Genomic DNA, 13,316 nt, shown 5'->3' on the forward strand with positions numbered 1-13,316 from the left:
GTTGAGAAACCCAAGGATTAGCGGGCTGTACGCGATAACGCCGGATCTGAGCGATACGGATGATTTGCTCAATAAAACGCAGCAGGCGCTGGAAGGCGGCGCGCGGCTTGTGCAATATCGCAATAAATCTGCGGATAAGATGTTGCTGAAGGAACAAGCTAAATCATTGCTGCAACTGTGCAGGGCGTACGAAATTCCTTTGATCATCAACGATCATATTGATTTGGCGATGGCAATCGATGCGGATGGCGTGCATGTGGGACTGGGCGATATACCGGTTAGCGCTGCGCGCGAACGGTTGGGGCAAGGAAAAATTGTCGGCGCATCGTGTTATAACAATCTGCATCTGGCGCTTCAGGCGGAAGAATCGGGGTCGGATTATGTGGCTTTCGGCGCATTTTTTCCTTCGGCGACTAAAACGGATACAGTACCGGTTTCAACCAATCTGGTTGATTATGCCAAACAGAAAGTAACGGTTCCCATTGTAGGGATCGGCGGTATCCGGTTAATCAATGCTGCGGCGGTTATCGAAAGCGGATGCGACGCGATAGCTGTTTGCAATGATTTGTTCGGTACGGAAAATATCACGGTAAAAGCGCTGCAATACACTCAGTTATTTGCAGAAAAATCAAAACATAATGTAATTTAAACAGCGGTATATCGATTAATTTTTATTAAGAGCGGCTAAATGACATCACGCAATCATCAGTTATTTGAACAATCTCAGCAATACATTCCAGGCGGCGTTAATTCTCCGGTGCGTGCTTTTAAATCGGTCGGCGGCGAACCGGTCTTTTTTCAACGCGGCGAGGGCGCTTATTTTTGGGATGCGGATGGTAAGCAGTACATCGACTATGTCGGATCTTGGGGGCCGCTGATTCTCGGCCATGCTCATCCGGATGTGGTCAAAACCGTTCAAGCTGTAGTACAAAACGGTCTGACCTTCGGCGCACCGACCGAAGCGGAACTGAACATCGCACAATTGATTTGCCAGCTGCTTCCATCCATTGAACAAGTCCGGCTGGTCAGCTCCGGCACGGAAGCGGGTATGAGTGTTATCCGCTTGGCGCGTGGTTTTACGGGCAGAAGCAAGATCATTAAATTCGAGGGCTGTTATCACGGCCACGACGATTCCTTGCTGGTCAAAGCGGGTTCAGGCGCGTTGACTTTCGGCAATCCGAGTTCGGCCGGTGTTCCGGCGGAAACGGCGGGACATACCATTGTGCTGGATTTCAACGATATCGCCGGAGTGGAAGAAGCCTTCAACAAATGGGGCAAGGAAATTGCCGCGGTGATTGTGGAGCCGGTGGCCGGTAACATGAACCTGATCGCTCCCAAAGCGGATTTTCTCGCCAAACTGCGGGCATTGTGTACGCAAAACGGCAGCGTGCTGATATTCGATGAAGTGATGACGGGATTTCGCGTTGGCTTAGGCTGTGCGCAGGGCCTGTATCAGATTAAGCCCGATTTGACGGCTTTGGGCAAAGTCATCGGTGGCGGCATGCCGATGGCCGCATTCGGCGGACGCCGCGAGATTATGCAATGTCTTGCGCCACTCGGCCCGGTTTATCAAGCAGGCACATTGTCCGGTAATCCGGTGGCAGTTGCGGCTGGATTGGCTACGCTGAAACTGATCCAGGCGCCTGGTTTTTATGACCGGCTAGCGGATAGGACGCGGCAATTGGCCGATGGCCTTGCCGTCGCAGCTAGAAATCACGGCATTGATTTTTGCGCGCAATCGATTGGGGGTATGTTCGGACTGTATTTCAGCAAGGATATTCCTACCAGTTTCGCCGAAGTGATGCAATGCGACAAAGCGGCGTTTAACCGGTTTTTCCATGCCATGCTGGAAGAGGGAGTCTATTTTGCACCATCAGCCTTTGAAGCAGGTTTTGTTTCTATCATGCATGGCGATGACGAGTTGAATAAAACGTTGTCCGCTGCGGACAAGATATTCAAGAACTGGTAGATTCTCAAGGAAGCAGGCAATAAAAAAGGCGGCATGGCCGCCTTTTTTATTGGTTTCAAACCGGATGCGATTAGCGCATGGTAGAAATATAAGCTGATACGGCACGTTTTTCATTCGCGCTCATGCGATGGACAACTTTTTGCATGACTTTGTTATCGTTCCCGCGATCGCCGGTATTAAACTGATTTAACTGTGTCAACGTGTACTCCGCATGTTGACCGGCAACGCCAGGATAGCGCGGCACAATACCGGATCCGGTCGGGCCGTGACAGCTCGCACAGGCGGGGATACCGTTTTCGATGTTACCGCCGTGATACAGAATTTTTCCAGCTTGCAACAGGTTTTCGTCAGCGGCTATCTGGCTTGGCACCGTTTTTTGCTGCGCATAGTATTGTCCCAGTTTTTTCATATCTTCCTGAGAGAGCGCGGCAACCATCGAAGACATTACCGGGCTATTCCGCTTAGGCGGCTCGGTTTCGCCGGCTTTAAAATCCATTAACTGCTTGGTGATATACTCCGCTTGCTGTCCGGCCAGAATAGGATTCATCGGGATGACGCTGTTACCATCCGCATTGTGACAGCCGGCGCAAACACCGGAAGCGATTTCTTGCGCGCTGGCTGGGGCAGCAGGAGCTGCGCTGGAGTCAGCCGCTGTTTCTTCAGCGGCCAGAGGCGCAGCTATTGTAAGTGCTGCGAGCATTACCATATGTTTAATCATTTTCATATCTCGTGTTCCCATTTAAGAGCATTCAAAAGTTGGTAGGTGTGTTGAAAATTAACGGCGTATTTTAACAAGGCACAAGAGCATTAACAACAAAATTCAAATGGTCTTCATTATTTAATATTTTATTTTTCAATGAAAATAATCTTCATGCTGCTATTGATTGTTAACATTGCCTATCTGGCTGTTACACAGCTTCATTTTGACAGGCAAAAAGGGGGCGCGCCGGCCGAGGTCAATCCCGAAAAAATCGTGCTGGTTCCGGCGCAGGAAAATTGTTTGCTGTGGGGTGATTTTTATGAAGAGCAGATACGCTACGCCGAAACCGTACTGACCGATTTATTTCCTGACTTGATGTACGACGCCGAGGAATCCGCTCAAACCACGATGTATTGGTTGTATATTCCACGCTATCCGAATAAGGAGGCGGCCAATCGTGAGATCAATAAATTGAGGAATCTTGGTATTGTCAGCTTTCGTGTCAAAGACGACAATCAATGGCAGAATGCGGTATCGCTCGGCATGTTTTACGACCAGCAGGATGCGCTCAAGCAGTTACGGGAGATCGAAAAAAAAGGCATCACCAATGCTAAGATAGAAGAACGTAGCGTGATGCTTAAAAAAATAGTCATTCATAATCCGGCGCACATGGTGAAGGAGCAAATGCAGAAATTAGTCGAACAATTTGACGATACCCGTTTGGCTCAAGGCAAGTGTGAACGTTTATAATGGACAGCACTGCTGTAAAGCGGAATAATCAACGCTATCACTTCTATCACTGAATAATAACTAAACAATAATGACGGTATCCATCAAAACACCGCAAGAAATAGAAACAATGCGCATCGCCGGCCGGTTGGCGTCGGAAGTTCTGGATTACATCGCACCTTATGTGGTGGCGGGTATTACCACCGAGGAATTGGATACGCTCTGCCATCGCTATATGGTGGATGTGCAAGAAACCATTCCCGCGCCGCTGAATTATGCGCCATCGGGGCATACACCGTATCCCAAATCGATTTGCACTTCGGTCAATCATCAGATCTGTCATGGCGTTCCCGGACCGAAAAAATTAAAGAACGGTGACATTGTCAATCTGGATATCACTGTGATTTATGAAGGTTATCATGGCGATACCAGCCGTATGTTCTATGTCGGCGAACCCTCGATTCAAGCCAAGCGCTTGTGCGAAGTAACCTACGAAGCCATGTGGCGCGGTATTGATGAAGTGAAACCGGGCGCTCATCTGGGCGATATCGGCTTTGCCATTCAGAAGCTGGCTGAAGGTGTAGGCTATAGCGTGGTGCGGGAATTTTGCGGACACGGCATCGGCGCCAAATTCCACGAAAATCCGCAGGTGCTGCATTACGGGCGGCGCGGCACCGGCATGGAACTCAAACCCGGTATGATTTTTACCATCGAACCGATGATTAACGCCGGTAAAGCAGCGATTCGGCACCTTCCGGATGGTTGGACCATCACCACCAAGGACGGTAGTTTGTCGGCGCAATGGGAACATACCGTTCTGGTGACCGGTGACGGTTACGAAGTGCTGACCGTATCGGCAGGTTCTCCTCCCAAACCGGTTTACCGCTTCGGCAGCTAAGCAGTTAAATTCTCTCTTTATCCTGGATTGTTTACTATGACACGAAGTCATCATCGTACCGCTGCGCAAATCCGCCCGGTCAAAATCACCCGCCGTTACATCAAGCACGCCGATGGTTCCGTGTTGATCGAATGCGGCGACACCAAAGTTATCTGCACTGCCAGCATCAGCGAACAGATTCCGCCGTTCCTGAAAGGTCAGGGGCAGGGTTGGCTGACTGCGGAATACGGCATGCTGCCGGGTTCGACGCATAGCCGCATGCAGCGCGAGGCGGCCAAAGGCAAACAAACCGGGCGCACCATGGAAATCCAGCGTCTCATCGGACGTGCTTTGCGCGCTGCGGTGGATCTGAAAAAACTGGGCGAGCGCACCATCCAAATCGATTGCGATGTTATTCAAGCCGATGGCGGTACCCGTACCGCCAGCATCACCGGTGCTTTTGTCGCACTGCACGATGCGATCCAGAAACTACTCGATCAGAAACTCATCGAAGCCACGCCGATCATCGATCATGTCGCGGCCATTTCGGTCGGTATTTTTGAAGGCACGCCGGTTCTGGATTTGGATTACGTGGAAGATTCCGCCTGCGATACCGACATGAACGTCGTCATGACTGGTAGATTGCATCTCATCGAAGTGCAGGGAACCGCCGAAGGCAATGCCTTTAGCCGCACCGAACTGAACACCATGCTCGACATGGCGCAACACGGCATCGAAGAATTGATCGCCATCCAGCGCAATGTACTGACGCAGCCATGAGTACGCTGAAAAAACTGGTTATCGCCAGCAATAACAAAGGCAAGCTGCGCGAAATCGGCGAATTATTGGCGCCGCTGGCCATCGACGTTGCGCCACAATCCGAATTCAACATCAGCGAAGCCGACGAACCGCACATTACATTTGTCGAAAATGCGCTCGCCAAAGCCCGCCACGCCAGCCGCTGCTCCGGTTTGCCTGTTCTTGCGGATGACTCCGGTATCTGCGTCAGCGCGCTGGGCGGTGCTCCCGGTGTGAATTCCGCCCGCTACGCCGGAGAACCCAAATCCGACGAGCGCAACAATCTCAAATTGATCGAATCACTGAAAAATCAAACCGACCGGCGCGCTTATTACTACTGTGTGATTGTGCTAGTGCGCCATGCCGACGACCCGCAACCACTCATCGTCGACGGCTCGTGGTACGGTGAAATCATCGATCAACCGCGCGGCAGCGGCGGCTTTGGCTACGACCCCTACTTTTTCCTGCCCGCATTCGGTAAAACCTCCGCCGAATTAACCGCCGAACAGAAAAATCAAATCAGCCACCGTGGCCAGGCATTAGCGAAGTTGGTGGAAATTCTACAAGCTGGGAAGTTTTAAACCGTCACTGCCAAATGCTTTGACGTGAGTGCGAGCACAAAAAATGCTCGATCTCATGGATTCTTCATTCAAACACCGATGATGCCGCCATCATCACTCAAATCAATACGATGCGCAGCCGGATCGTGTGGCAATCCCGGCATCGTGACGATGTCGCCGGTCATCACCAGCAAATAGCCAGCTCCTGCGGCGATGCGCACCGATTCCACCGGCAGAGGAAATGCCTCTGGATGGCCTACTTTGGCGGGATCGCTGCTAAGCGACAGATGGGTTTTGGCGATACACACTGGTAACCGGTCGTAACCCAATGCGCGGATTCGTTCGAGGTCTTGCTTCGCTGCCCGGCTGAACTCGACTTCGCTGGCGCCATAGATGGTGCTGGCAACAGCCGCAATCTTGTCTTCGGGTGAATCATTCAGATCGTATAAGTAGCGCACGGGTGGCTGCGGCCGGTTGGTCATCGCGACCACTGCATGCGCTAACACTTCAGCTCCAGCGCCTCCATCGGTGAAACCGGTGAAAATGGCAATGCTCAATCCAAGCTTAGCGCAGTACTGTTCGATAAGGCTTAGTTCGTTTCCGGTATCGCCAATGAAACGATTGATGGCGATGACCGGCTCAAAGCCGAAAGCCCGCACGCTGTGCACGTGATGTTCCAAATGCGCCAAGCCGCGCTCGATTTCTTCGATACTGCCGGGGCGGGAAGGATCGCCGCCGCCGTGCACCCGCAGCGCTCGCGCGGTGACGACCAGCACCACCGCGCTCGGCCATAATTCGGCACTGCGGCATTTCAGATCGAAAAATTTCTCCGCGCCCAGATCAAAGCCGAAACCCGCTTCCGTCACCACCCAATCGGCACAAGCAGCCGCCGCCTTGGTGGCGATTACGCTGTTGCAGCCGTGTGCGATATTGCCGAAAGGGCCGCCGTGCACGAAAGCCGGTACGCCTTCGGTGGTTTGCACCAGATTCGGCAGTATCGCATCGTGCAGCAAAGCCGCCATCGCCCCCGTCGCCTGGAGGCTTTGCGCCGTGACCGGATTACCGGAACGGTCGAACCCAACCAGAATACGCCCCAAGCGCGCTTTGAGATCGGCGAGATCTTCGGCCAGACACAGAATGGCCATGACTTCGGAAGCCGCGGTAATGTCGAACCCGGTTTCGCGCGGCACGCCGTTGAGCCGCCCACCCAATCCGATCACCGCCTGCCGCAGCGAACGGTCGTTCATATCCAGCACGCGGCGCCAGAATACCTGGCGATGCTCGAGATCCAATCCGCTACGGAAATGCACGGCGTTATCGAGCAGGGCGGCGAGCAGATTGTGCGCCGCACCGACGGCATGCATATCGCCGGTGAAATGCATGTTGATGCGCGTCGACGGTTCAAGCTGACAACGCCCGCCACCGGTACCTCCGCCTTTAATGCCGAAAATAGGCCCCAAAGACGGCTCGCGCAACGCCAGCGCAACGCGCTGCCCGATGCGCGCCAGACCCTGTGCCAAGCCGATTGAAACCGTCGTTTTTCCTTCGCCCATACGCGTCGGATTGATCGCCGAAACCAAAATGATTTTACCTTTCGGTTGCGTGCCTTTTTCCGGCAAAGCACTCAATCCCAGTTTCGCCATATGCTCACCGAACAGCATGAGGTTATCCGGTTGCAGGTCAAGCTTTGCGGCGATATCGACGATGGGGCGCATGTTGAAAATCCGGGATCAAGGGACTGAAAAAGAGGTCGGCGGTATAAGTGGAGATTTTAGGTGATGGGAATCAAACTGAAAGTAGTTCTATGTTCTTCATGCTGATGCGTGCTCGGCTACCGATTTACAGCTGCTCGTAATGCCCGCCAATGGCGAAAATATACACATACTTGTCGTCAAATTTGTAGATCACACGATCTTTTTGGCTAAGCCTACGCGACCAAAAGCCTGTTAAGTTATGACGCAACATTTCCGGTTTGCCGATACCCGCCGCCGGATCATCGCGCAACATTTCTTTCAGGATGTTGCAAAGCGATTTATGCAGGCGCGGGTCACGTGTTTTCAGTGTTTCGTATACTTCCCACGTATTACCTTCAAACACCAAGGATCTTTTGGGTTTCTTCATCCGAGGGTGTGTATCCCGATTTTGTGGCGTGGGTTTGTGTCGAAGCCAGAATTTGTTGCATTAGATGGGAATTTTGAAGCACAAAAAGCGTTTCTTGATCACGCACCCAATCCTCGGCGCTGATGACCACAAAATCCTCACCGCTCCGACGGGTAATTTTAACCGGTTGATGTTCGCTGATAACCTTCTCAACGATATTTTTCAGGTTGTCGCGAAATTTATTGACGCTGATATTATCCATTTTGATTTCCGTACAATATAACTGTGCATTCAATTAACAATGGCAACAGTAACATAGTCATTGCATTGGGAACAAATCGTAGTTATGTAATTTTTGAAAGTATCAATTCAAACTGTTCACGATGATACCTTGATAAGGTCGCAGGCATTAGATTTTTGCAAAATCTTTGTATAGCAATTTGTAGCACTTGATTTATTTGAGTGTGTCGATTGTAAGGTTTGATCCCACCGATGCAGTTATTTATAATCCGAGTGATAAAAAATTAGACATCAAAGTGTTTGGCGACATAATCTTGCGGAGGCTATCTGTAATTGCCTAATTTCATGAGCAATGCGATTTGGCCACTTGGAACCAAAGTGTTCATTCAGCAATTTATTAGGAGGTGTAAATAATTTTGTGTAAATGGTCATATTGCAGGAAACTGTTTATATATTTTTGGAGCAAAAATGACCACACCCAAACCCCTGCCAGCCGGCTTAATTGATAGCCTGCTGGCCGATTACAAAAAGCCAGAAGATTTAATCGGTGAGCATGGTCTTCTCAAGCAACTCACCAAAGCGTTGGTTGAACGTGCCTTGCAAGCAGAAATGGCCGATCATCTTGGTCACGATAAGCACGAAACGGTAGTCAATGCCACTGGCAATACCAGAAATGGTAAAAGCCGTAAGACCCTGAAAGGTGAATTCGGTGAGTTACCCATCGAGATCCCCCGTGACCGTGAGGGCAGCTTCGAGCCTCTGATCATTTCCAAGCATCAGACCCGCTGGGCGGGCTTTGATGACAAGATCCTCTCGCTGTATGCCCGTGGCATGACAGTGCGTGAAATCCAACAGCACCTCACTGAAATGTATGGCACAGAAGTATCGCCTACGCTCATTTCTACGGTCACTGATGGCGTAATGGATGAAGTGAAGCAGTGGCAATCCCGGCCTCTCGATGCGGTGTATCCTGTGATCTATCTCGATTGTATCCATGCCAAAGTTCGTGACGCTGGTAGCGTTCGTACCAAAGCGATTTACCTGGCGATCGGCATTAACATGGAGGGCCATAAAGAAATACTGGGCTTATGGATTGCTCAGACCGAGGGTGCCAAGTTCTGGCTCAGCGTTGTCACTGAACTCAAAAATCGTGGCGTGCAAGATATCTTTATCGCCTGTGTCGATGGCTTAAAGGGCTTTCCCGAAGCGATTGAAACCATCTATCCACATGCCATTGTACAACTCTGTATCGTGCACATGGTTCGTAATAGTCTCAACTACGTCGGCTGGAATAAACGCAAGGAAGTAGCTGCTGATTTACGTTTGGTCTACAGCGCCGCCACGATTGATGAGGCTGAACACGCGTTAGCCGACTTTGAAGATAAATGGAACTATGCTTATCCACCGATCGCCCGATCTTGGCGCAATAACTGGCAACGCATCATTCCATTCTTCGACTACCCGCCTGAGATACGGCGCATTATTTACACCACCAATGCGATTGAGTCAGTCAATATGAGCCTACGCAAAGTCAGCAAAAACCGTGGATCGTTTCCCAACGATGAAGCTGTGATCAAATTGTTCTATTTGGCTCTCAGCAATATCGCCAAAAAATGGTCTATGCCACTAAGAGATTGGAAACCGGCACTAAACAGGTTTACTATTCAATTTAACGAAAGAATGCCTCGGCATTATTAACCACCGTTTACACAAAATCTAGGACACCCCCATTTATTAAGGGAAACGAAATCAATCAGCTCAATCATGGCATTCTCAGAAGCTTCTTGTTTAGCAGGCAAAGTAAAATTACTGGTTGCAACAACGATGCCTTTATTCGCTTGTTTTCTGGCAACTACTCCTCTTAGTTCACGTATGGTTTGGACACCTACGGCTTTTTCATATCTTTTACACTGAATTAACACAAATACACGTCCGCCCGGATCATCACGTTTAGCTTCCACATCGACGCCACCATCACGAGAAGTCTGGGTAACTGCTACTTGGTAACCCATGTGTTCGAATAGCGCACCAACCAAATACTCAAACTCCTCCGGTCCGAGGGAAAGAAGAGATTCACGTGGATTGTCGCAATGCAAGTATCGACGGCGAATGATTGCTTCAGCATCAGATAGACCGTGTATTCGTCCGTCTGGAAGTGTCTGACAATGTGCCATGAAAAATCCATCAAGCACATCAAGGGTCTTCCTCGGGTAATGCGGAAGGAGATCGAGTATCCAGGTAATGCCTTCCCATGGAAGAAAAGGCGGTTCGGTTAGTCGACGGATAAACTCGTTTTCTTCGATTAACTGAGCAAGTTTTGCAGGAGCTAGATCATGTATCGAATGGCGCATAAGATGATCTGTACCGAGCGATCCGCTTGGAACTAGGAAATTACGGAGCAAGTCTCTTACCTGATTTTCTGAGAAGGTATAAATCTTGTCCAGAAATTCATCACGATGTTCATCAGTAGGAAACTGGTAGTCAATGATTTGATAGGTACGCTCGTGCTTTGGCACTAGAACATGCGAGAGCCAATCATTTAGAGACAAGGTTTCCGCCTCAATCAGCGGTTTCTTTGTCTTTGATTGTGGGTTCGGCATAGCGATTGAGATGATACTTAACTAAAAAATGAGCCTTGGATTTACCAGCAGATAACGAAGAATCATGACAGCGCATCCCGATGATACTGCAAATGCTCACCCACAAACGTGCTGATAAAGTAATAACTATGGTCGTAGTCTTGATGATAACGCAGTGTGAGTTGCTGACCGGCATCGCCGCAGGCTTGTTCGAGCGCTTCGGGGAAGAGTTGTGTGGCTAGGAATTGATCGTTGAATCCCTGATCGACGTGCAGGCCGGGGACGCGGTGTCCGGCTTGGAGTAGGGTGGTGGTGTCATATTTTTTCCAGTCTTGCTGATTTTCACCGAGGTAGTTGCTGAATGCTTTTTGTCCCCACGGGCAGCGTATCGGGGCGCAGATTGGTGCGAACGCGGAGACTGAGCGGAACAGTTCGGGGTAGCGCAGCGCAAGCGTTAACGCGCCGTGTCCACCCATCGAGTGGCCGAAGATACCGATGCGGTTTGGGTCGGCGGGGAATTGTTCGACGATGATGTTGCGCAGTTCCTGCGTGACGTAGCTTTCCATGCGGTAATGCCGCGCCCACGGTTCGGCGGTGGCATCGAGATAAAATCCCGCACCGGCACCGAAATCCCAGGCATCGGTTTCACCGGCAATGCCGGTTTGGCGCGGGCTGGTGTCCATCGTGACCAGCATCAAGCCGAGCTCGGCGGCGTAACGTTGTGCCCCGGCTTTGATCATGAACGTTTCTTCGGTACAAGTCAGTCCAGCGAGGAAAAAAAGCACGGGAACGGCGTGATCTTTGGCTTGCGGCGGTTGATACACCGAGAAGCGCATCGGCAGGCCGATCACCGTGGATGGATGCTGATAATAGCCCTGGATGCCGCCAAAACAGTGATGCAGGCTGCGGGTTTCGAGTGCCGTCACGATCAGTAAATCACCACGGAGCGGATCGATTCACCGGCTTTCATTAGGCGGAAGCCTTCGTTGATGTTGTCCAGCGTCAAGGTATGCGTGATCAGCGAGTCGATGTCGATTTTGCCTTCCATATACCAGTCGACGATCTTGGGTACGTCGGTGCGGCCGCGCGCGCCGCCGAACGCGGAGCCTTCCCATTTGCGCCCGGTGACGAGCTGGAAAGGGCGTGTGCTGATTTCGGCACCGGCTTCCGCCACGCCAATGATGATGCTGCGTCCCCAGCCTTTGTGCGTGCACTCCAGTGCTTGCCGCATGACTTTGGTGTTGCCGATGCATTCGAAACTGTAATCCGCGCCGCCGTCGGTCAGTTGCACTACCGCGTCGACGATGTTCGGCACGTCGTTTGGGTTGATGAAATGCGTCATGCCGAATTTACGCGCCATCGCTTCACGCTGTGGGTTGATGTCGATGCCGATGATTTTGTCCGCACCGACCATGCGCGCGCCTTGAATCACGTTCAAACCGATACCGCCCAGACCGAACACCGCGACATTCGCGCCAGCCTCGACTTTGGCGGTATAAATCACCGCACCGATGCCGGTGGTAACGCCGCAGCCGATGTAACACACCTTGTCGAACGGCGCATCTTCGCGGATTTTCGCCAGCGCGATTTCGGGCACGACGGTGTAATTGGAGAAGGTCGAGGTGCCCATGTAATGGAACAGTGGTTTGCCGTCGATGGAAAAACGCGAGGTGCTGTCTGGCATCAGGCCTTTGCCTTGGGTGCTGCGGATGGCCTGGCATAAATTGGTTTTTTTCGACAGGCAGAACTTGCACTCACGGCATTCCGGCGTGTACAGCGGAATGACGTGGTCGCCCTTGCGCAACGATTTGACGTTCGGGCCGACGTCGACCACCACGCCGGCGCCTTCATGCCCCAGTATGGCTGGAAACAAACCTTCCGGATCGGCGCCCGACAGTGTGTAGTAATCGGTGTGGCAAATACCGGTGGCTTTGATTTCGACCAGCACTTCGCCGGATTTGGGGCCGGTCAGGTCGATTTCTTCAATCGTCAACGGTTGACCGGCTTTCCAGGCGACAGCGGCTTTTGTTTTCATGGGAATTGTCCTTGTTGTGTATTGATAGTGCGCAGATGCGCCAGCAGACCTTGGCTGGCTTCCTCGACCATGTCCAGCACCAGCTCAAATCCTTGTTGTCCGCCGAAATAGGGGTCGGGCACTTCGGTGTCCGCCTCGGCGCTGGGCGCATATTGCATGAATAATTGGATTTTGTTGACATGCTGCCGCGGGCTGCGTTGCAGCAGTAACGTGAGATTTTCCTTGTCCATCGCCAGAATATAGTCGAATTCCTCAAAGTCTCTGGACTCTACCGCACGGGCGCGCAGTTCGTGCATTTTGTATCCACGCTGTAATGCCGTGCTTTGCGCGCGATGATCCGGCGGGTCGCCGATGTGGTAGGCGTGCGTTCCGGCGGAATCCACGTGAATCAGATGATCAACCCCGGCGGCTTTGACATGGTGCCGGAATACCGCATCCGCCGTTGGCGAGCGGCAAATATTGCCCATACAGACAAATAATACTTTTATTTTTTTATCCTTGTTCATAACCCATCAATTCAAATCAGATTGCAAAAGCAGCACGTCCAAACGGGATCGTTTGAAAAATGCAGCGCAGAGATTAACACGACACCGCGCAAAACGAAATTCGGCTGTGTTGCGAGGCGCGCAAATACATTCGAGCCTGCTGTAGTTGATTTTACCGGGTGAAGCGGGGTTGTGAAACCGGATGGAGTGAAATGCTCCGGCGATACGCTGCGGAAGTGTTATT

Annotated in this window: 15 protein-coding genes; 7 read left to right on the forward strand and 8 right to left on the reverse strand. The window is 51.4% G+C overall.

From position 1 onward, the window contains the following. The first annotated feature begins 1 nt into the window (after window position 1). Together thiE and hemL are read left to right on the forward strand one after the other, a co-directional pair. Window positions 2-649, forward strand: a complete 648-nt coding sequence (thiE, locus tag R2083_RS04185) for a thiamine phosphate synthase (protein WP_317530214.1) — start codon at window positions 2-4, stop codon at window positions 647-649. 39 nt (window positions 650-688) lie between these two features. Beyond that, window positions 689-1,969, forward strand: a complete 1,281-nt coding sequence (hemL, locus tag R2083_RS04190) for a glutamate-1-semialdehyde 2,1-aminomutase (protein WP_317530215.1) — start codon at window positions 689-691, stop codon at window positions 1,967-1,969. A 70-nt stretch (window positions 1,970-2,039) separates the two neighbouring features. Here hemL and R2083_RS04195 read toward each other — a convergent pair whose 3' ends face one another. Next, on the reverse strand, window positions 2,040-2,693 hold the full coding sequence (locus tag R2083_RS04195) for a c-type cytochrome (protein ID WP_317537626.1): 654 nt from the start codon (window positions 2,691-2,693) through the stop codon (window positions 2,040-2,042). Between the two features lie 147 nt (window positions 2,694-2,840). Between R2083_RS04195 and R2083_RS04200 the strand changes: the two genes are divergently transcribed. From R2083_RS04200 to rdgB, 4 genes are all read left to right on the forward strand, one after another. Beyond that, complete coding sequence (locus R2083_RS04200) at window positions 2,841-3,419, forward strand: SPOR domain-containing protein (protein ID WP_317530217.1); 579 nt, start codon at window positions 2,841-2,843, stop codon at window positions 3,417-3,419. A gap of 70 nt (window positions 3,420-3,489) precedes the next feature. Beyond that, a complete protein-coding gene (gene map, locus R2083_RS04205; protein ID WP_317537627.1) occupies window positions 3,490-4,296 on the forward strand; it encodes a type I methionyl aminopeptidase in 807 nt (268 codons plus the stop codon). A gap of 36 nt (window positions 4,297-4,332) precedes the next feature. Further along, window positions 4,333-5,055 (forward strand): ribonuclease PH, encoded by a 723-nt coding sequence (gene rph, locus R2083_RS04210; RefSeq protein ID WP_317530219.1) that lies wholly within the window; start codon window positions 4,333-4,335, stop codon window positions 5,053-5,055. Beyond that, window positions 5,052-5,654 carry an RdgB/HAM1 family non-canonical purine NTP pyrophosphatase gene (rdgB, locus tag R2083_RS04215; protein ID WP_317530220.1) on the forward strand — a complete coding sequence of 201 codons (603 nt, stop codon included), beginning with the start codon at window positions 5,052-5,054 and terminating at the stop codon, window positions 5,652-5,654. The genes rph and rdgB overlap by 4 nt, the downstream gene beginning before the upstream one ends. Window positions 5,655-5,722: 68 nt before the next feature. Here rdgB and R2083_RS04220 read toward each other — a convergent pair whose 3' ends face one another. The 3 genes from R2083_RS04220 to R2083_RS04230 form a co-directional block, all read right to left on the reverse strand. Continuing rightward, window positions 5,723-7,348, reverse strand: coding sequence for a formate--tetrahydrofolate ligase (locus R2083_RS04220; RefSeq protein ID WP_317537628.1), 1,626 nt, complete (start codon window positions 7,346-7,348; stop codon window positions 5,723-5,725). A gap of 124 nt (window positions 7,349-7,472) precedes the next feature. Further along, a complete protein-coding gene (locus R2083_RS04225; protein WP_317537629.1) occupies window positions 7,473-7,730 on the reverse strand; it encodes a Txe/YoeB family addiction module toxin in 258 nt (85 codons plus the stop codon). After that, window positions 7,723-7,995 (reverse strand): type II toxin-antitoxin system Phd/YefM family antitoxin, encoded by a 273-nt coding sequence (locus tag R2083_RS04230; RefSeq protein WP_317530223.1) that lies wholly within the window; start codon window positions 7,993-7,995, stop codon window positions 7,723-7,725. Before R2083_RS04230 ends, R2083_RS04225 begins: the two co-directional genes overlap by 8 nt. 446 nt (window positions 7,996-8,441) lie before the next feature. On the opposite strand from R2083_RS04230, the gene R2083_RS04235 reads away from it, so the two are divergent. After that, entirely contained in the window at window positions 8,442-9,671 is a 1,230-nt protein-coding gene (locus R2083_RS04235; protein WP_317537414.1) for an IS256 family transposase, read from the forward strand. On the opposite strand, the gene R2083_RS04240 is transcribed toward R2083_RS04235, so the two are convergent. From R2083_RS04240 to R2083_RS04255, 4 genes are all read right to left on the reverse strand, one after another. Next, entirely contained in the window at window positions 9,668-10,573 is a 906-nt protein-coding gene (locus R2083_RS04240; RefSeq protein ID WP_317537630.1) for a restriction endonuclease, read from the reverse strand. The genes R2083_RS04235 and R2083_RS04240 overlap by 4 nt on opposite strands. A 62-nt stretch (window positions 10,574-10,635) precedes the next feature. Then, window positions 10,636-11,478 carry an S-formylglutathione hydrolase gene (gene fghA, locus R2083_RS04245; protein ID WP_317537631.1) on the reverse strand — a complete coding sequence of 281 codons (843 nt, stop codon included), beginning with the start codon at window positions 11,476-11,478 and terminating at the stop codon, window positions 10,636-10,638. A 2-nt stretch (window positions 11,479-11,480) separates the two neighbouring features. Further along, complete coding sequence (locus R2083_RS04250) at window positions 11,481-12,587, reverse strand: S-(hydroxymethyl)glutathione dehydrogenase/class III alcohol dehydrogenase (RefSeq protein ID WP_317537632.1); 1,107 nt, start codon at window positions 12,585-12,587, stop codon at window positions 11,481-11,483. Further along, a complete protein-coding gene (locus R2083_RS04255; RefSeq protein ID WP_317537633.1) occupies window positions 12,584-13,093 on the reverse strand; it encodes a low molecular weight protein-tyrosine-phosphatase in 510 nt (169 codons plus the stop codon). Before R2083_RS04255 ends, R2083_RS04250 begins: the two co-directional genes overlap by 4 nt. Window positions 13,094-13,316: the final 223 nt, after the last annotated feature.

This window comes from Nitrosomonas sp. Is35 (genome assembly GCF_033063295.1).
In the GTDB taxonomy this organism is placed as follows: domain Bacteria; phylum Pseudomonadota; class Gammaproteobacteria; order Burkholderiales; family Nitrosomonadaceae; genus Nitrosomonas.

Bases quoted from the DNA above. Each gene is read 5' to 3' on its own strand.
- hemL (WP_317530215.1), top strand. From the start codon at position 689: ATGACATCACGCAATCATCAGTTATTTGAACAATCTCAGCAATACATT.
- R2083_RS04195 (WP_317537626.1), bottom strand. From the start codon at position 2,693: ATGAAAATGATTAAACATATGGTAATGCTCGCAGCACTTACAATAGCT.
- R2083_RS04200 (WP_317530217.1), top strand. From the start codon at position 2,841: ATGCTGCTATTGATTGTTAACATTGCCTATCTGGCTGTTACACAGCTT.
- map (WP_317537627.1), top strand. From the start codon at position 3,490: ATGACGGTATCCATCAAAACACCGCAAGAAATAGAAACAATGCGCATC.
- rph (WP_317530219.1), top strand. From the start codon at position 4,333: ATGACACGAAGTCATCATCGTACCGCTGCGCAAATCCGCCCGGTCAAA.
- rdgB (WP_317530220.1), top strand. From the start codon at position 5,052: ATGAGTACGCTGAAAAAACTGGTTATCGCCAGCAATAACAAAGGCAAG.
- R2083_RS04220 (WP_317537628.1), bottom strand. From the start codon at position 7,348: ATGCGCCCCATCGTCGATATCGCCGCAAAGCTTGACCTGCAACCGGAT.
- R2083_RS04230 (WP_317530223.1), bottom strand. From the start codon at position 7,995: ATGGATAATATCAGCGTCAATAAATTTCGCGACAACCTGAAAAATATC.
- R2083_RS04235 (WP_317537414.1), top strand. From the start codon at position 8,442: ATGACCACACCCAAACCCCTGCCAGCCGGCTTAATTGATAGCCTGCTG.
- R2083_RS04240 (WP_317537630.1), bottom strand. From the start codon at position 10,573: ATGCCGAACCCACAATCAAAGACAAAGAAACCGCTGATTGAGGCGGAA.
- R2083_RS04250 (WP_317537632.1), bottom strand. From the start codon at position 12,587: ATGAAAACAAAAGCCGCTGTCGCCTGGAAAGCCGGTCAACCGTTGACG.
- R2083_RS04255 (WP_317537633.1), bottom strand. From the start codon at position 13,093: ATGAACAAGGATAAAAAAATAAAAGTATTATTTGTCTGTATGGGCAAT.